This is a genomic window from Streptomyces montanisoli (genome assembly GCF_017813245.1).
Classification (GTDB): Bacteria; Actinomycetota; Actinomycetes; order Streptomycetales; family Streptomycetaceae; genus Streptomyces; species Streptomyces montanisoli.
The window spans coordinates 1-17,037 of sequence record NZ_JAGIQL010000062.1 but is presented as its reverse complement, the minus strand read 5'-3'; the positions used below and the strand labels follow the sequence as shown (position 1 = coordinate 17,037).

Sequence of the window (17,037 nt, the reverse complement as noted above, 5' to 3'; positions counted from 1 at the left end):
TTCAGACGCGGCGCAGGACCGCGACGACCTTGCCGAGGATCGTCGCCTCGTCGCCGGGGATCGGCTGGTAGGCGGCGTTGTGCGGCAGCAGCCAGACGTGCCCGTCCTCGCGCCGGAAGCGCTTCACGGTCGCCTCGCCGTCCAGCATCGCGGCCACGATGTCGCCGTTCTCCGCGACGGGCTGACGCCGTACGGTCACCCAGTCGCCGTCGCAGATGGCCGCTTCGATCATCGAGTCGCCGACGACCTTGAGGACGAACAGCTCGCCGTCACCGACCAGTTGGCGCGGGAGCGGGAACACGTCCTCGACGGACTCCTCCGCGAGGATGGGTCCACCGGCCGCGATCCGGCCGACCAGCGGCACGTACGAGGCGGCGGGCTTGCCCGTGGTGTCCGTCTGCTGCGCGGTGGGCTGGTCGGAGGCGCGGACCTCGTAGGCGCGGGGCCGGTGCGGGTCGCGGCGCAGGAAGCCCTTGCGTTCGAGTGCCATCAGCTGGTGTGCGACGGACGACGTGCTCGACAGGCCGACCGCCTGGCCGATCTCCCGCATCGACGGCGGGTAGCCGCGCCGCTGCACGGAGTCGCGGATGACCTCGATGACCCGGCGCTGCCGGTCCGTGAGTCCAGTGGAGTCCGCCCTGATGCCGGGGGGTCGGCCTGGCAGCGACCTCGCCTTCGCGAGCCCCTCCTGGTCCGTGGTGACGGCGTCCGTCACGGCCTGCACCGGCTCGAACCGGCGCGCGGAGCGGTCCTGCGCGGTGATGGCGGTGCTGTCGGCGGTCGTGGTCACATCGGCCCCTCTCAGGTGTGTTCTCCCTGCTGCACAACGGTAGTGGCTTTCGAAAGGTTGCGCCAAACACACGTTCGAGTGAAAAAGTCCGAACTGCACGCCCTGAGCCGGTGGCTCGGGTGTATGGGCACGCTTCGTGAGGGGCGGAGCCTCCCGGCGGCGGGCCCCGCGTGACGCCACCGTACCGTCGGCCGCGCGGCCGGCGTCCCCCGGCGTCCGGGTCGCTGTCCCCCGGCTCCCGGGACGCCGTCCGCGTCACGTACTCTCATGCCCGGCCCGGGTGCCCGCGCCGTGCCTGGCGCGGTCTCCGCGCCCTCGGGCGTGCGACACGCGCGGGAACGGAATGTGCGGACCATCCCCCACATGTAGTGGTTGGGTAGTCCCCATGGCCCACAGATTGTGGTGCGGCTATGCTGGGGGCAGCTTCTCAGGGGCCGTCGTGCGGCCGTCGTGAAGCCATACAGCCGTGCGGTGAGGGAGGAGTGGGAAGCGTGCACTGTCCCTTCTGCAGGCATCCCGACAGCCGGGTCGTCGACAGCCGGACGACCGACGACGGGACGGCCATCAGGCGCCGCCGCCAGTGCCCCGAGTGCTCTCGGAGGTTCACGACGGTGGAGACCGCGTCGCTGATGGTGATCAAGCGCAGCGGCGTGACGGAGCCCTTCAGCCGCACCAAGGTCATCACCGGGGTGCGCAAGGCCTGCCAGGGCCGCCCGGTCACCGAGGACGCGCTGGCGCAGCTCGGCCAGCGGGTCGAGGAGCAGCTGCGGGCCACCGGCAGCGCCGAGCTTTCCACCCACGACGTCGGTCTCGCCATACTCGGCCCGCTGCGGGAGCTCGACCTCGTCGCGTACCTGCGGTTCGCGTCCGTGTACCGGGCGTTCGACTCGCTCGAGGACTTCGAGGCGGCCATCGCGGAACTCCGCGAGCGGCCGCCCGCCGAGGACGGCGACGGAGCGGGCGGGGGAGCCGAGGCCCCCGAACCCGCCGCCACGGCCGCCGGCTGACCCGGCCGGGCCCGGGCCCGGGCCCGGAAAAACCCCGAGGCCAAGGACTTGCCTCGGGCGCCCAGGGTGGCGCCCGAGGTGTCGCAGATGTGCCCGCAGTCGTGGAACAGCACGGCATGCGCGAGTGTTTTTGTACGTATATGGGAGGCGGCATGACAGAGACGACGAGTGGCCAGGCACGGGGTTCCCGGTCCAAGGGAGCGAAGGCCGGCAAGGGACTGCGGATCGAGCGCGTCCACACCACGCCCGGCGTCCACCCCTACGACGAGGTCACGTGGGAGCGCCGTGACGTCGTCATGACCAACTGGCGCGACGGCTCGGTCAACTTCGAGCAGCGCGGCGTCGAGTTCCCCGACTTCTGGTCGCTCAACGCGGTCAACATCGTCACCAGCAAGTACTTCCGCGGAGCCCTCGGCACCCCGCAGCGCGAGACCGGCCTCAAGCAGCTGATCGACCGGATCGTGAAGACGTACCGCAAGGCCGGCGAGGACCACCGCTACTTCGCCTCACCGGCGGACGCGGAGATCTTCGAGCACGAGCTCGCCCACGCCCTCCTGCACCAGATCTTCAGCTTCAACTCCCCGGTCTGGTTCAACGTCGGCACGCCCCAGCCGCAGCAGGTCTCCGCCTGCTTCATCCTGTCCGTGGACGACTCCATGGACTCGATCCTCGACTGGTACAAGGAAGAGGGGATGATCTTCAAGGGCGGCTCGGGCGCCGGCCTGAACCTCTCCCGCATCCGCTCCTCCAAGGAGCTCCTCTCCTCCGGCGGCAACGCCTCGGGCCCCGTCTCCTTCATGCGCGGCGCCGACGCCTCCGCCGGCACCATCAAGTCCGGCGGCGCCACGCGCCGCGCGGCCAAGATGGTCATCCTGGACGTCGACCACCCCGACATCGAGGACTTCATCAAGACCAAGGTCACCGAGGAGGCGAAGATCCGCGCCCTGCGCGACGCGGGCTTCGACATGGACCTCGGCGGCGACGACATCGCGTCCGTCCAGTACCAGAACGCGAACAACTCCGTCCGGGTCAACGACGAGTTCATGAAGGCCGTCGAGACCGGCTCCAAGTTCGGCCTCAAGGCGCGCATGACCGGCGAGGTCATCGAGGAGGTCGACGCGAAGTCGCTGTTCCGGAAGATGGCGGAGGCCGCGTGGGCCTGCGCCGACCCCGGGATCCAGTACGACGACACGATCAACCACTGGCACACGTGCCCCGAGTCCGGCCGGATCAACGGCTCGAACCCGTGCAGCGAGTACATGCACCTGGACAACACGTCCTGCAACCTCGCCTCCCTGAACCTGATGAAGTTCCTCAAGGACGACGGCAAGGGCAACCAGTCCTTCGAGTCCGAGCGCTTCGCCAAGGTCGTCGAGCTGGTCATCACCGCGATGGACATCTCGATCTGCTTCGCGGACTTCCCGACGCAGAAGATCGGCGAGAACACCCGCGCCTTCCGCCAGCTCGGCATCGGCTACGCCAACCTCGGCGCCATGCTGATGGCCACGGGCCACGCGTACGACTCCGACGGCGGCCGCGCGCTCGCCGGCGCCGTCACCTCGCTGATGACGGGCACCGCCTACCGGCGCTCCGCCGAGCTGGCCGCGGTCGTCGGCCCGTACGACGGCTACGCGCGCAACGCCTCCGCGCACAACCGCGTGATGAAGCAGCACGCCGACGCCAACGCCGTGGCGACCCGCATGGACGACCTCGACACGCCGATCTGGGCCGCGGCCACCGAGGCCTGGCAGGACGTGCGGCGCCTCGGCGAGAAGAACGGCTTCCGCAACGCGCAGGCGTCGGTCATCGCGCCGACCGGCACCATCGGCCTCGCGATGTCCTGCGACACCACGGGACTCGAGCCCGACCTCGCCCTCGTCAAGTTCAAGAAGCTGGTCGGCGGCGGGTCCATGCAGATCGTCAACGGCACGGTGCCGCAGGCGCTGCGCCGCCTCGGCTACCAGGAGGAGCAGATCGAGGCGGTCGTCGCGCACATCGCCGAGCACGGCAACGTGGTCGACGCGCCCGGCCTGCGCCCGGAGCACTACGAGGTGTTCGACTGCGCCATGGGCGAGCGCTCCATCTCCGCGATGGGCCACGTCCGCATGATGGCCGCGATCCAGCCCTGGATCTCGGGCGCGCTGTCCAAGACGGTCAACATGCCCGAGTCCGCGACGGTCGAAGAGGTCGAGGAGATCTACTTCGAGGCGTGGAAGCTGGGCGTGAAGGCGCTCGCCATCTACCGCGACAACTGCAAGGTCGGCCAGCCCCTCTCGGCGAAGAAGAAGGAGCAGGAGAAGGCCGAGGTCACCGCCAAGGCGGAGGACGCCATCCGCGAGACGGTCGAGAAGGTCATCGAGTACCGGCCGGTGCGCAAGCGCCTGCCGAAGGGCCGCCCCGGCCTGACGACGTCCTTCACGGTCGGCGGCGCCGAGGGCTACATGACGGCCAACTCCTACCCGGACGACGGCCTGGGCGAGGTCTTCCTGAAGATGTCGAAGCAGGGCTCGACCCTCGCCGGCATGATGGACGCCTTCTCGATCGCGGTCTCCGTCGGCCTCCAGTACGGCGTGCCGCTGGAGACGTACGTCTCGAAGTTCACCAACATGCGCTTCGAGCCCGCCGGCATGACGGACGACCCGGACGTGCGGATGGCGCAGTCCATCGTGGACTACATCTTCCGCCGCCTCGCGCTGGACTTCCTGCCGTTCGAGACCCGCTCGGCGCTCGGGATCCACTCGGCCGAGGAGCGCAAGCGCCACCTCGACACGGGCTCGTACGAGCCGGCCGAGAGCGAGGTGGATGTCGACGCGCCGGCGCAGTCGGCGCCGCGCGGCCAGGACACCGGACTCAAGGCGGTCGCCTCCCCGGCCACGACGGCCGCCGCGTCGGCGGCCCCGGCCCCGCAGGAGGCGCACACCTCCGCCGAGCTGGTGGAGATGCAGCTGGGCATCAGCGCGGACGCGCCGCTCTGCTTCTCCTGCGGCACGAAGATGCAGCGCGCGGGCTCCTGCTACATCTGCGAGGGCTGCGGCTCGACCAGCGGCTGCAGCTGACGCGAGAGTGACCCCCTGACAGGGGTGTGGCCCCCGGAGCGCCTCTGCTCCGGGGGCCACGGCCTTTTCACGAGCCTGCCTCAGCGGCCGGTTCGGTGGCTCAGTGGTACCTGACCTCCAGCGGACGGTGCACCGACTGCGCCGGTGCGGTGACGGTCAGGGTCCTCGAGCCCGCGTCGAAGGACCAGTGGGAGGCGCTGACCCTCCGGCCGTTGACGAAGACCTGCTTCGGCGCGTGCGCGTTCACGAAGGAGACCGTCCAGGCCCGGTGGGACACCTGGCCCTTGAACGAGCGCGACGCCGGGGCGATCGTGAGCGTGTGGTTCGCCCCGTGCTCGGCGTAGCGGATCGCCGTCGTGGCGCTCTGCCTGCTGTCGGTCGTGGTGCCGTTGTCCTCGTAGAGGCTCGTGGACCCGGGCGCGCCCTGTGCCACGGTGACCGTCGCCTTGGTGAGGGGGTTCTGTACGTCATTGGCGACGTTGCCGGTGCGCGTCGTCATGATGCCGCCGGACTTGATGAAGACGGGCATCGAGTCAAGACCGGTGGTGATCTTCTGCGTGGTGCCTCCCGCGTACGTCTTGCCGGTGAAGTAGTCGGTCCACGAGGAGCCGGCCGGGAACCAGACGGACGTCGTGGCCGAGTCGCCTGGCGTGGTCACGGGGGCGACCAGCACGTCGGGGCCGTAGAAGTACTCGCTGCCCGCCGTCGCGTACGCGTCCTGGCTCTCCGGGTACTGCACGTAGGTCGGCCGCACGACGGGGGTACCGGTGCGGTTGGCCTGCTCGGAGAGGCTGTACGTGTACGGGACGAGGTCCTCCCGCAGGTTCAGGAACTTCTCGGCCGACTTGTCCGCGGCCGGGCCGTACTGCCAGGGCAGCCGGTCGGCGTGGTTGCCGTGCAGGCGGTCCACTGGCTGGAAGGTGCCCAGCTGCACCCAGCGCGCGTACAGGTCGTCGGGCAGCTTCGTGGTGCCGGGTTCCGCGCCCTTGGCCTGCGTGCCGTCGTTGTTGAACCCGCCGATGTCGTGCGACACGTTGGACAGGCCGGTGGACGCCGACTCGCCCGGCGTGTAGCCGACCTCGTACTTGAGGGTGGCCCAGCTGGACGTGGAGTCACCGGTGAAGTGCGCGGTGGTGCGCTTGTCGGCCCACGGCCCCGTCGGCAGGCCGTGCGGGTTGTAGTTGCCCTGCGGCAGCGCCCCGAAGGCCCGGGAGAGCGCGAAGGAGCGCTCGCCGTTCTTCGCCGAGTCGTCGGCGTACTGCTGGTTGATCCACGCGTCGGGCGTGACCCCGCCGAGGGACGAGACGGACGCGTCGCAGCACCAGTCGAGCCACCAGACGTCGACGCCGGCCTTGTCCATGGGCTCGTGCAGGTCGAAGTAGGCCTTGAGCTGGTCGGGGTCGGCCCAGTCGAAGGTGTACGTGTTGTTCCCGCTGTCCTTCAGCTTGCCCTTGGCCGTGGCCTGCGCCTGGGCGAACCTGGGATCGTCACCGGAGATGCTCGGGTGGATGTTGAGCGAGTTGTGCAGCCCCTGCGCGGCCGACCAGTCGAAGAACGCCTTGGGGTCGGGGAACTTCTTCGGGTCCATCTCCCAGCCGTCCCAGGTGCTGGGCGACTTGAAGTCCGTGTCCGTCACCAGGGCGTCGAGCGGGACGCCGTCCGCGCGGAACTTGGGCAGGATGGTGTTCTCGTAGTCCGCGGCGCTGCGGTCGTAGTACTCGGAGTACCAGACGCCGTAGGCCCAGCGCGGCAGCAGCGCGGAGGGTCCCGTCAGGGTGGCGAGGTCGGACAGGCCCTGCTGGTAGTCGTGTCCGTAGCCGAACACGTACCCGTCCTGGTAGCCCTTGCCCCCGTGGTCGCCCCGCTGCGTGACCTTCTGGGTGGCGTTGTCGAAGATCGCCGACGGGGTGTCGTCGAGCAGCGTCCAGCCGTCCTGGTAGAGCAGTCCCGGCGTCGTGGGCGCCTCGCCGTTGACGCCGTCGAGGCTGCGGCGGTACCCGCCGAGCGGCGCGTGCGGGGAGAGCAGCGGCGAGGTGCGCGAGGTGACAGCGGCGGTGTCGAGGTTGACGCGGCAGCCGTCGTCCTCGGGGCAGCCGACGGTCACGTCGTTGGCCCCCGCGGCCAGGCGCACCGGGACGGTGGCCGTGCGCCAGGCGTCCCAGTCGCTCGTGGCGGGGAGCGAGGCCTTCACCGGGTCGCCCGTGCCGGCCTTGACGGAGATGTCACGGGCGGCGCCGCTCGCGTCGCCGTTGGAGTACCGCAGCTGGAGGGCGTAGTCGCCGGCCTTGGGCACGTCGACGACGTGCAGCGTGTCCCGCGCGCTCGAGGACTCGAGCCCGGCCACGAAGCCGCGGCCCGAGTAGCCGTTGTGGTCGGACTTGAGCGCGGCCGAACCGCCGAGGCCGGCGGTCTCGGCCTCGCAGAGGGTGCCGAAGGAGCAGTCCTCGACCGGTGGCGCCACGGGGTCCGGGTAGGGCGCTCCCGGCGTCAGGATGGCAACGTTGTCGAGGTTGACGTTGCCGGAGTCGGCCGCGGTGCGGGCGAAGGTGACGGTGTGGGTGCCGGCCGACAGGTCCAGCGTGACCGACGCCGTGGACCAGGTGTCCCAGCTCGCGGTCTTCGGGAGCGTCAGCGTCTTCGCGGCGCCGCCGTCCGCCGACACGCTCAGGGTGCGGTCCTTGTCGCCGCCGTCGCCGCCGACGGCGTTCGCGTAGCGGGTGGCGACCTGGTAGGTGCCGGCCTTGGCGACGGTCACGGAGAACGACAGGGAGTTGCCCGTCGACTGGAAGCCCGCCGCGAAGCCGGAGCCGGTGTAACCGGAGTGGTCCATGGCGACGCCGACGCCGTTCAGCGTCTGGTTCTCCGCCTCGCACCGCGTCCCGACGGCGCAGACCGGCGCGTCGGGCCAGGGAGCGGCGGTGACCGACTGCTTGCCGGCCTTCTCCGTCACCTTCAGGTTGTCCGCGGTGAACTTCCCCGAGCCGACCTTGTACGTCAGCGTCATGGCGCTCGTGCGGATCGTCAGCTTGCCGTGGCGCGTCGACGACGTGAACGGGGTCCTGCCGAACGTGTCGCGGCCGATGGCGTTGAAGGTCGCCGCGTCGACGAACTTCGCGTCCCCCGCGTACTCGGTGCGGATGAGCGTCGGGGAGAGGACCTCGAACCGTGCGTCGCCCGAGACGACCTCAGAACGCGCGGCGCCGTGACCGCGACCCGCGTGCGCGGCCCCCGCCGCCTGTGCGGGGAACCCGGCGGCCCCCAGGGCCACCAGGACGCCGGCCGCGGCAGCGGCCGACGTGATTCTGCGACGTTGTCGCCATCTGTGAGCCATGGAACCCGGTACTCCTTCGGTATCTCCTGGAGGGGGTACTCCGACCGCTGACAACGATGTCAGAAATCGGCGAGGCGGCAGCCTGGACGCGCACCACCGGGGTGCGGAAAAGGGAGTGGGCACGTCTCGAAGCGCCGGTACGAGTACGGCGGTTGCCAGCGGGACACACTGTCCGAGCCATCCGCGACCGCCCCTCGACCGGCACCGGTACCTCAGATCATGTTCCTTTCAATATCAACCCACGGCGCCAGGCGTCGTCAATACGTCGGCGCGACCGGGAAGATGACGCGACGGGCCCACGGGGCCTGCTCCGGGCGGGGTCGCCGCGGGGCGGTCAGGCCTCGCCCATCCTGCGCGCGAACGTCTGCGGATCGGCGTCGAAGCCGCGCACGTCCGGGCGGAAGCGCCAGGCCCCGCCCCGTTCACGGAAGAACTCGGCCAGCGCGGCCGCCTTGGCGTGCGGTACCCCGGTGAAGTCGAAGCGTGCCAGCTCGTCGTGGTCCTCGACGATGCGTACCTCCGGGTCGGCTATCTCGCCGAACGTCCGCTCCCCGTCGCCCTGCTGGATCGCGACGCCCACGATCACCCGCGTGTACGCGTCGCTCGACCGGTCCAGCTCGAGCGTCATCTCCTCGTCCGTGCCGAGGCCCTGGCCCGTCCTGCTGTCGCGGTTCAGCGTGATCGTCCCGTCGGGCGAGCGGCTGTCGAAGTGGACCACGTACACGGGTGCCCCGTGCGGCGCGTCCGCCGCGAACACCCCGGCGATCAGGTCGAGATCGTGGTCGGGCGCGCCCAGCGGGCTCGGGTCCCACCGGAGCATGACCTCGACCTTCGACAGTCCCTTGTTGGCGTTGCCCACCGCTCGGCCCTCCCCCTCGAAGTGCGCCGACGCTTCCTCATGGCACTTCAAAGAGTAGTCCCGGCCCCTGACAACGGTCCGCCGAACCTGGAACGTGACCGGGGCCACGCCACGGGCCTTACGATGGCGCGGTGCTGGTCAAGTGGACTCGCTGCACCGTGGTCGACCGTCGCGGGTTCGAACGCGGGCAACGTAAGTGGGCGGGGTTGCTCGGTGAACCGGGTTTTCGGGGGCAGGGCGGGGGATGGAGCAGGATACGTCCCGGCGTGGCCCATGTGTTCGCGTTCTGGGAGAGCCGGGCGTTCTACGACTCGTTCATGGCGCGTTCCCACGACCGCCTCGCCTCCGGGCAGGCCGGTACGTTCACGGACGCGCAGGTGAAGCTCTTCGACCACCGGTTCGACGTGAAGACCGGCTTCGAGCCCCGGTTCACCGACGCGGACGTGGTGAGGGTCGCGCACAGCAGGGTGCACGAAGAGCGCGTCGAGCATTTCGCGCTCATGCAGGAGAAGGTCTGGAACCCGGCGATGGCCGGCTCTCCCGGCATGGTGCGCGGGCTGTTCGGCGGCGCGCCGGGCAACGAGTTCCTCGTGCTCTCCATGTGGCAGTCTGCCGCCGAGCACGGCAAGTACCGCGTGGAGCGCGTCGAACGATTGACGCTGCGCGCGCAGACGGCGACGGACGTGGCGGCGCTCGCGGGGGACATCGTCGACCTCGAAGCGCCCTGGACGGTGTGACGCACGGAGCCGGGCCGCGCCGCGCCGTCCGCGCCTTCCGGGTTGCGGGCCGACCGTCAAGATCCACTCGCGCCGCTCAGGGTCGGAGTCATGGCACGACCCAGGCGCATCATCCTCGTCAGGCACGGCGAGTCCGAGGGCAACGCCGACGACTCGGTGTACGAGCGCGTCCCCGACCACGCGCTGAGCCTGACGGAACGCGGCATGCGCCAGGCCGAGGCGACGGGCGAGCGGCTGCGGGACGTGTTGGGGGACGAGCGCGTCAGCGCCTATGTGTCCCCCTACCGGCGCACCCACCAGACGCTGCGGGCCCTCGCGCTCGACCGCTGCCTCGTACGGGTCAGGGAGGAGCCGCGCCTGCGGGAGCAGGACTGGGGCAACTGGCAGGACCGCGACGACGTGCGCCTGCAGAAGGCCCACCGGGACGCGTACGGCCACTTCTTCTACCGCTTCGCGCAGGGCGAGTCGGGCGCGGACGTCTACGACAGGGTCGGCGCCTTCCTGGAGAGCCTGCACCGCGGGTTCGAGCAGCCGGACTCGCCGCCGAACGTGCTGATCGTCACGCACGGCCTGACCATGCGGCTGTTCTGCATGCGGTGGTTCCACTGGACGGTCGCCGAGTTCGAGGCCCTGTCCAACCCGGGCAACGGCGAGACCAGGAGCCTGCTGCTGGGCGAGGACGGCACGTACGGACTCGACCGCCCGTTCGCCAGGTGGCGCGAGCCGGAAGAGCCGTAGGCGCGTGCGGTTAGATTGGCAGGGCGATGACCGCTGACCACACACCCGGACGACCGGCCGAGCCGGAGACCGTACCCGCCGCCACTTCCGCTTCCACCTCCACCTCCACCTCCACCGAGATCCGCTACGCGCGTGCCCTGGCATCCCTGCGGGGCCTGTCCGTGGGGGACGCCCTCGGCTCCCAGTACTTCGTGCCAGGAAACCATCCGCTGCTGAAGCGGCGCGAGACACCGCCGGGCACCTGGCAGTGGACCGACGACACCGAGATGGCCGCCTCCGTGCTGGCCGTGCTCGCCGCGCACCGCCGGGTCGACCAGGACGCGCTGGCGCACTCGTTCGCCGAGCACCACGACTTCGACCGCGGTTACGGCCCCGCCGTGAACCGCATGCTGCGGCTGGTCCGCGAGGGCGGCGACTGGCGTGCCCTCGCCTCCGGGCTGTTCGACGGGCAGGGGTCGTGGGGCAACGGCGCCGCCATGCGCATCGCCCCGCTGGGCGCCTGGTACGCCGACGACCCGGAGCAGGCCACGCACCAGGCCGAGATCTCCGCGTACACCACCCACCAGCACCGCGAGGCCGTCGCGGGCGCCATGGCGGTGGCCGCCGCCGCGGCACTCGCGGCGGACCCGTCCGGCCCGCCCGCGCCCGACGCGCTGCTCGACGGCGTCGTGGCCCTGGTGCCGCGCAGCGCGGTGGGCCAGGGGCTGCGCAGGGCGCGCGACATGCTGGACTACGGCGACCCGGGCACGGTCGCCGCCGTCCTCGGCTGCGGCCGCCGCACCAGCGCTCACGACACCGTGCCGTTCGCACTGTGGTCGGCGGCGCGCGCCCTCGGTGATTTCGAAGGCGGCTTCTGGACCACCGCGCAGGCAGGCGGCGACGTCGACACGACGTGCGCGATCTTCGGGGGAGTGGTCGCCTCGTCGGCAGCGGGCGCCCCGCCCGCGGACTGGACCGCGCGCACGGAGCCCCTGCCGGCCTGGCTGACAGGAAGCTGACGCCGCTCCCGGGAGGCCTGCCCGAACGGGGCGGCAGCGACGGCGAACCGGCCCGCGTCGCCGACAGGCCCCCCGGCTGTCGCGGCGCGTGCCCGCGGCGTACGCTTGCTCGCGCTATGCCGTACGAAGCACCCACGCACACCGTCGAGCGCTCGCTCCGCGCCACCACAGGCGCCAAGATCGTGGCGGGTATCGACGAGGTCGGCCGTGGCGCGTGGGCGGGCCCCGTCACGGTGTGCGCGGCCGTCACCGGACTGCGCAGGGCCCCCGAGGGGCTCACCGACTCCAAGCTCCTGACGCCGAAGCGGCGCACCGAACTGGCCGCCGTGCTGCACGGATGGGTCACCTGCCACGCGCTGGGGCACGCGTCACCGGAGGAGATCGACGCCCTGGGGATGACCGCCGCCCTGAGGACGGCGGCCGTCCGGGCGCTGGACGCGTTGCCCGTGGTGCCCGACGCGGTGATACTCGACGGCAAGCACGACTACCTCGGCGGGCCCTGGCGCGTCCGTACGGTCATCAAGGGCGACCTGTCCTGCGTGTCCGTCGCGGCCGCCTCCGTGCTCGCCAAGGTCCGCAGGGACGCGATGATGGCCGAACTCGGGGGCAACGCCGCCGAGTACGCGCCGTTCGCCTTCGGCGACAACGCCGGCTATCCCTCGCCGGTGCACCGGGTCGCGCTCGAGGAGTGGGGGCCGACACCGCACCACCGGCTCTCCTGGGCCTACCTCGACGCGCTGCCCCGCTGGCGTCACCTGAAGAAGACGCGTGTCCCCGCGCCGCCTGGCGCACCAGAGGACGGGGTCCAACTCGGTCTCGATTTCTGAACCTTCCGAACAAAGCCTTCTGTTCGTGTGCCTTACGGACACAACATGGGTACAGCCGCAGACATGGGCACAAATGTGCCCACCCGCCGACGCCTCACCGGTCGGCGTTTGATAGACATCCAGTCATGCCTCTCACCCCCGAGGAGCCTCAGATTCACGAGAGAGCCCAGGGTCCCCGCGCGACACCGGCCGCAGGCCACACCGCGCCGACCCCACGTCCCGTACCCGGTCCGCGCCCCGTGCCGGGGCCGCGATCGGCGGCCACGCCGCGGCCCGGACGCCCGGGCCCCGGTCCCGCGAGGCCGGCGGCGCCGCCGGCGCAGCGCTCGCACTCCTCCGCAGGGCAGCCGAAGGCGCCCACCGGGAACACACCGGCCGCGAACATGCCGGCCGCGAACGCGCCGGCGGGGAAGGCGCCCGCTGAAAAGGCGCCCGCCACGCCGTCCGCCGCGCCCCAGATCCAGCTCATCCCCGCGTCCGCGGACGGAGCGCTCGACGCCGCGGAAGAAGCGGTGGACCTGCTGCTCGACTCGGGCCGCGCGCCCGGTGATGTCCTGGTGCTCACCACGGGCGAGCAGCATCCGTGGGCGACCCACGAACTCTCCTTCGGGGAGGCGTCCTACTGGGCGCAGCACGACGCGCACGAGGACGTGTTCTTCGCCGACGGCGCGGCCGTCTCGCGTGCGCGTCCGCGGCCCGTCGTCGTCGTCGCCGTCAACGGGGAGGACAGCGCAGCGCAGGTGCTGCCGCCGGCGCTCGAGCGCGCGACGGCGCTGCTCGTCGTGTGCGGCGATCCGCAGAGGATCAACGCCGTGCTCGGCGCGGGCGTCTGAGAGGCCTCGCACCGCACGTGACCGGCCGGCCCCGCCCCTGAGAAGCCAAGGGCGGCGGCCGGACCGTCGCGTTCCCCGCCGGCGGGGTGGATTGGCCGATTGTCCGAGCCATCGGGTTGCATGGGGGCATGGACGATCCGCAGCTGCGCACCGAAGCCGACGCCATCCTCGCCGAGCTGGTCGGTGACCCGGAGGGCTCGGCGAGACTGCGCGAGGACCAGTGGCAGGCCGTGGCCGCCCTGGTCCAGGAGCGCCGGCGTGCGCTGGTGGTGCAGCGCACCGGCTGGGGCAAGTCGGCGGTGTACTTCGTCGCCACCGCGCTGCTGCGCAGGCGCGGCTCCGGCCCGACGGTGATCGTCTCGCCGCTGCTCGCGCTCATGCGCAACCAGGTCGAGTCCGCGGCGCGTGCCGGCATCCGCGCGCGCACCATCAACTCGGCCAACCCCGAGGAGTGGGACACCATCCACGCCGAGGTGGAGCGCGGTGAGACCGACGTTCTCCTCGTGAGTCCCGAGCGCCTCAACTCCGTGGACTTCCGCGAGAACATGCTGCCCCGGCTCGCGGCCACGACCGGCCTGCTGGTGGTCGACGAGGCGCACTGCATCTCCGACTGGGGCCACGACTTCCGCCCCGACTACCGCAGGCTGCGGGCGATGCTCGCCGAGCTCTCCCCGGGCGTGCCCGTTCTCGCCACCACGGCGACCGCCAACGCGCGCGTCACCGCGGACGTCGCCGAGCAGCTGGGGACCGGCGCGGGCGAGGCCCTGGTGCTGCGCGGTCCGCTGGACCGGGAGAGCCTGCGTCTCGGCGTGGTCCGGCTGCCGGACGCCGCGCACCGCATGGCGTGGCTCGCGGAGCACCTCGACGAGTTGCCGGGTTCCGGGATCGTCTACGCCCTCACCGTCGCCGCGGCCGAGGAGGCCACCGCGTTCCTTCGCGGGCGCGGCTTCCGGGTGGCCTCCTACACCGGGCGCACGGAGAACGCCGACCGGCTCCAGGCCGAGGCCGACCTCCAGCAGAACCGGGTCAAGGCGCTGGTGGCGACCTCGGCGCTCGGGATGGGCTTCGACAAGCCCGACCTCGGGTTCGTGGTCCACCTCGGTTCGCCCTCGTCGCCGATCGCCTACTACCAGCAGGTGGGACGGGCCGGGCGCGGCGTCGCCCACGCCGACGTGCTGCTGCTGCCGGGCAAGGAGGACGAGGCGATCTGGCGCTATTTCGCCGACACGGCCTTCCCGCCCGAGGCACAGGTGCGCCAGACGCTCTCCGCCCTCGGCGACGCGGGCAGGCCGCTCTCCTCCGTGGCCCTGGAGGCCTCGGTGGACCTGCGGCGAAGCCGGCTGGAGACGATGCTCAAGGTGCTGGACGTCGACGGCGCCGTGCGGCGGGTGAAGGGCGGCTGGACGGCCACGGGGGCCGAGTGGGTCTACGACGCCGAGCGCTACGCCTGGGTGGCGAGGCAGCGGTCGGCAGAGCAGCAGGCCATGCGCGACTACGTGAGCACGACCGGCTGCCGTATGGAGTTCCTGCGCCGGCAGCTGGACGACGAGGGCGCGGCCCCGTGCGGCCGCTGCGACAACTGCGCGGGCGCCTTCGCCGACGCGTCCGTCTCGGCGGAGACGCTGACGGGGGCGGCCAAGGAGCTGGACCGCCCGGGGATCGAGGTCGAGCCGCGGCGCATGTGGCCCACGGGGATGCCCGCGCTCGGTATCGACCTCAAGGGGCGGATTCCGGCCAAGGAACAGGCTTCCACGGGGCGCGCCCTGGGGCGGCTCTCGGACATCGGCTGGGGCAACCGGCTGCGCCCGCTGCTGGCAGAGAACGCGCCGGACGGGCCGGTCCCCGACGACGTCCTGCGGGCCGCGGTCGCGGTACTCGCCGACTGGGCCAGGTCCCCGGGCGGCTGGGCGCCCGGCGTGCCGGACGCCTCCGCCCGGCCGGTGGGCGTCGTCGCCGTGCCGTCCCTCGCACGACCCCTGCTCGTCGGCTCACTTGCCCAGGGCATCGCGGACATCGGCCGCCTCCCCTTCCTCGGCACACTGACGCACACGGGTCCTGACGGTGTGCACGCGCCGCGCCGCAGCAACTCCGCCCAGCGCCTGAGGGTGCTGTCCGGGACCTTCGGCGTCGACGGGGAACTCGCCGGCGCGCTTTCCGGCTCGGCGGGCCCCGTGCTGCTCGTGGACGACTACACGGACTCCGGCTGGACCCTCGCCGTCGCCGCCCGCCTGATCCGCCAGGCGGGCGGCGGGGACGTGCTCCCACTGGTCCTGGCCGCGGCGGGCTGAGCGCGTCACCCGTGTGACGGCCCGTCAGGTCTGCCTCACGGCCGGCGGTTCGGCCACCCGCGGCATGGCCGAAACGGTGCTGTGGATAACGTTATCCACAGGGGTCGCGGTCGCCGTGCGTTCCGCGGGACCGTCGTGCCATGAGCAATCACCACGACACCCCACGTCCCGCCGACGAGCAGGCGGTCACGCTCCGCGGTCCCGCGGAGCTGGCCGACGCGCTCCCGTACATCCTCGGCTTCCGCCCCACCGACTCGGTCGTCCTCGTCACGCTGCACGGCGAGCGCGCCCGGTTCGGCGGGCGGCTGCGGCTGGGCATCCCCGGCTCGCCGCGTGAGTGGCCGGCGGTCGCCGACCAACTGGCCGCTTACGCCGTCGAGGCCGCCCAGGGGCGCGGATCGAGGCCGGACGGCATCCTCGTCTTCCTCTACCAGGATCCGGGCGGGGCGGGCGAGCCGGGCGAGACCGGCCGTGAGGTCATGGAGCGGCTGCGGCCCCTCGCGCAGCGGCTGCGCACCGCCTGCGGCGCTCTCGACGTCCCGGTGGTGGAGGCGCTGTGCGTCTCGGGCGGCCGCCTCTGGTCGTACTGCTGCCCGGACCCTCGCTGCTGCCCGCCGGAGGGCACCGAGACGGTCCTGCCCGGCACGTCCGTCATGGCCGCTGCCGCCGCCTACGCGGGCCTGCGGGTGCGTGGCTCGCTCAAAGACCTGGAGCGCCGGATCCTGCCGCCCGGGCCCGAGGGCACGGCCGCCCAGGCGCGGGCCTTCGACGCGGTGGGGGCCGCGATCGTGCCCCAGATCCTCGGCGGGGGCAGGGCGGAGATCGCCACGAAGACGCTGGGCCTCGCTCGTGACCTGGTACGCCGCCTCGACGAGGCCAAGGGCGCGCCGCCCACGACGCCCGACGCCGAGGCGGCCGCCGACGCCGTTGACGACGGGCTGATCCGCGACGAGGAGGCCGCGGCCGTCGTACTCGGCTTGCAGGACAGGGAGACGCGCGACCAGGCCGCCGGCTGGACGGAGGAAGGCGGGTCGCCCTCCGCCCTGCGGCTGTGGCGCGCCCTCGCCCGCCGCTGCGGCGGCATCTACGTCGAGTACGCGGCGGCGCCCCTGGTCCTCGCTGGGTGGGCGGCCTGGGCGACGGGCGACGAGCCCTCGGCGAGGGTCGCGCTCGGCCGCGCCCTCTCGGTCGATCCGGGCTGCCACCTCGCCCATCTCCTTCAGGAGGCCTGCAACCAGGGGCTCGATCTGCGTGCCGTACGCGCCTGCTTCGGCGCCGAACCCGCCGAACCCGCCGAACCCGCCGCACGCGAGCCGGAAGGGCGAAGGGGCGTACGGGCGGCGCGCCGTGTGGTGCGCCGGGCCAGGCCCCGCGTCCCGCGGCAGCCCGGCGGCGTGAAAGCCCTGCCCACCGCGGTCGCGCGGCCCGGCGAGATCCGATGAGCACTCGTCTGTACTCCTGTCACCTATGCATCTTGTAGGCCCTCTTCTGCCTAGAAGAAAGGGGGGGAGGGGGGGGGCGGGGGGGGCGGGGGCGGGGCGGGGGGGGGGGGGGGGGGGGGGGGGGGGGGGGG

The 17,037-nt window shown here is 72.1% G+C and carries 12 protein-coding genes; 9 read left to right on the top strand and 3 right to left on the bottom strand.

Annotated features, from left to right (window positions below; all coding sequences use genetic code 11):
- Position 1: 1 nt before the first annotated feature.
- Complete coding sequence (gene lexA / locus JFN87_RS16720) at positions 2–790, bottom strand: transcriptional repressor LexA (RefSeq protein WP_209340879.1); 789 nt, start codon at positions 788–790, stop codon at positions 2–4.
- 491 nt (positions 791–1,281) lie between these two features.
- Between lexA and nrdR the strand changes: the two genes are divergently transcribed.
- Positions 1,282–1,797, top strand: a complete 516-nt coding sequence (gene nrdR / locus JFN87_RS16715) for a transcriptional regulator NrdR (protein WP_209340878.1) — start codon at positions 1,282–1,284, stop codon at positions 1,795–1,797.
- Positions 1,798–1,949: 152 nt separating this feature from the next.
- Positions 1,950–4,853 (top strand): vitamin B12-dependent ribonucleotide reductase, encoded by a 2,904-nt coding sequence (locus JFN87_RS16710; RefSeq protein ID WP_209340877.1) that lies wholly within the window; start codon positions 1,950–1,952, stop codon positions 4,851–4,853.
- A gap of 100 nt (positions 4,854–4,953) precedes the next feature.
- Here JFN87_RS16710 and JFN87_RS16705 read toward each other — a convergent pair whose 3' ends face one another.
- Both JFN87_RS16705 and JFN87_RS16700 read right to left on the bottom strand, forming a co-directional pair.
- Positions 4,954–8,184 (bottom strand): TIM-barrel domain-containing protein, encoded by a 3,231-nt coding sequence (locus tag JFN87_RS16705; RefSeq protein WP_209340876.1) that lies wholly within the window; start codon positions 8,182–8,184, stop codon positions 4,954–4,956.
- A gap of 334 nt (positions 8,185–8,518) precedes the next feature.
- Entirely contained in the window at positions 8,519–9,043 is a 525-nt protein-coding gene (locus tag JFN87_RS16700; protein ID WP_209340875.1) for a TerD family protein, read from the bottom strand.
- A 131-nt stretch (positions 9,044–9,174) separates the two neighbouring features.
- Here JFN87_RS16700 and JFN87_RS16695 point away from each other — a divergent pair, with 131 nt between their 5' ends.
- The 7 genes from JFN87_RS16695 (at position 9,175) to JFN87_RS16665 (ending at position 16,906) form a co-directional block, all read left to right on the top strand.
- A complete protein-coding gene (locus JFN87_RS16695) occupies positions 9,175–9,780 on the top strand; it encodes a YdbC family protein (RefSeq protein WP_209340874.1) in 606 nt (201 codons plus the stop codon).
- 90 nt (positions 9,781–9,870) lie between these two features.
- Positions 9,871–10,518, top strand: a complete 648-nt coding sequence (locus JFN87_RS16690; protein WP_209340873.1) for a histidine phosphatase family protein — start codon at positions 9,871–9,873, stop codon at positions 10,516–10,518.
- A gap of 26 nt (positions 10,519–10,544) precedes the next feature.
- Positions 10,545–11,516 (top strand): ADP-ribosylglycohydrolase family protein, encoded by a 972-nt coding sequence (locus tag JFN87_RS16685; RefSeq protein WP_209340872.1) that lies wholly within the window; start codon positions 10,545–10,547, stop codon positions 11,514–11,516.
- Positions 11,517–11,632: 116 nt separating this feature from the next.
- Complete coding sequence (gene rnhB / locus JFN87_RS16680; RefSeq protein ID WP_209340871.1) at positions 11,633–12,343, top strand: ribonuclease HII; 711 nt, start codon at positions 11,633–11,635, stop codon at positions 12,341–12,343.
- 125 nt (positions 12,344–12,468) lie between these two features.
- Entirely contained in the window at positions 12,469–13,176 is a 708-nt protein-coding gene (locus JFN87_RS16675) for a hypothetical protein (protein ID WP_209340870.1), read from the top strand.
- A gap of 128 nt (positions 13,177–13,304) precedes the next feature.
- Positions 13,305–15,464, top strand: a complete 2,160-nt coding sequence (locus JFN87_RS16670) for a RecQ family ATP-dependent DNA helicase (RefSeq protein ID WP_209340869.1) — start codon at positions 13,305–13,307, stop codon at positions 15,462–15,464.
- A gap of 140 nt (positions 15,465–15,604) precedes the next feature.
- Entirely contained in the window at positions 15,605–16,906 is a 1,302-nt protein-coding gene (locus tag JFN87_RS16665) for a DUF4192 domain-containing protein (RefSeq protein WP_209340868.1), read from the top strand.
- Positions 16,907–17,037 lie beyond the last annotated feature (131 nt).

Bases quoted from the DNA above. Each gene is read 5' to 3' on its own strand.
- JFN87_RS16675 (WP_209340870.1), top strand. From the start codon at position 12,469: ATGCCTCTCACCCCCGAGGAGCCTCAGATTCACGAGAGAGCCCAGGGT.
- JFN87_RS16690 (WP_209340873.1), top strand. From the start codon at position 9,871: ATGGCACGACCCAGGCGCATCATCCTCGTCAGGCACGGCGAGTCCGAG.
- JFN87_RS16710 (WP_209340877.1), top strand. From the start codon at position 1,950: ATGACAGAGACGACGAGTGGCCAGGCACGGGGTTCCCGGTCCAAGGGA.
- JFN87_RS16705 (WP_209340876.1), bottom strand. From the start codon at position 8,184: ATGGCTCACAGATGGCGACAACGTCGCAGAATCACGTCGGCCGCTGCC.
- rnhB (WP_209340871.1), top strand. From the start codon at position 11,633: ATGCCGTACGAAGCACCCACGCACACCGTCGAGCGCTCGCTCCGCGCC.
- JFN87_RS16685 (WP_209340872.1), top strand. From the start codon at position 10,545: ATGACCGCTGACCACACACCCGGACGACCGGCCGAGCCGGAGACCGTA.
- JFN87_RS16670 (WP_209340869.1), top strand. From the start codon at position 13,305: ATGGACGATCCGCAGCTGCGCACCGAAGCCGACGCCATCCTCGCCGAG.
- JFN87_RS16665 (WP_209340868.1), top strand. From the start codon at position 15,605: ATGAGCAATCACCACGACACCCCACGTCCCGCCGACGAGCAGGCGGTC.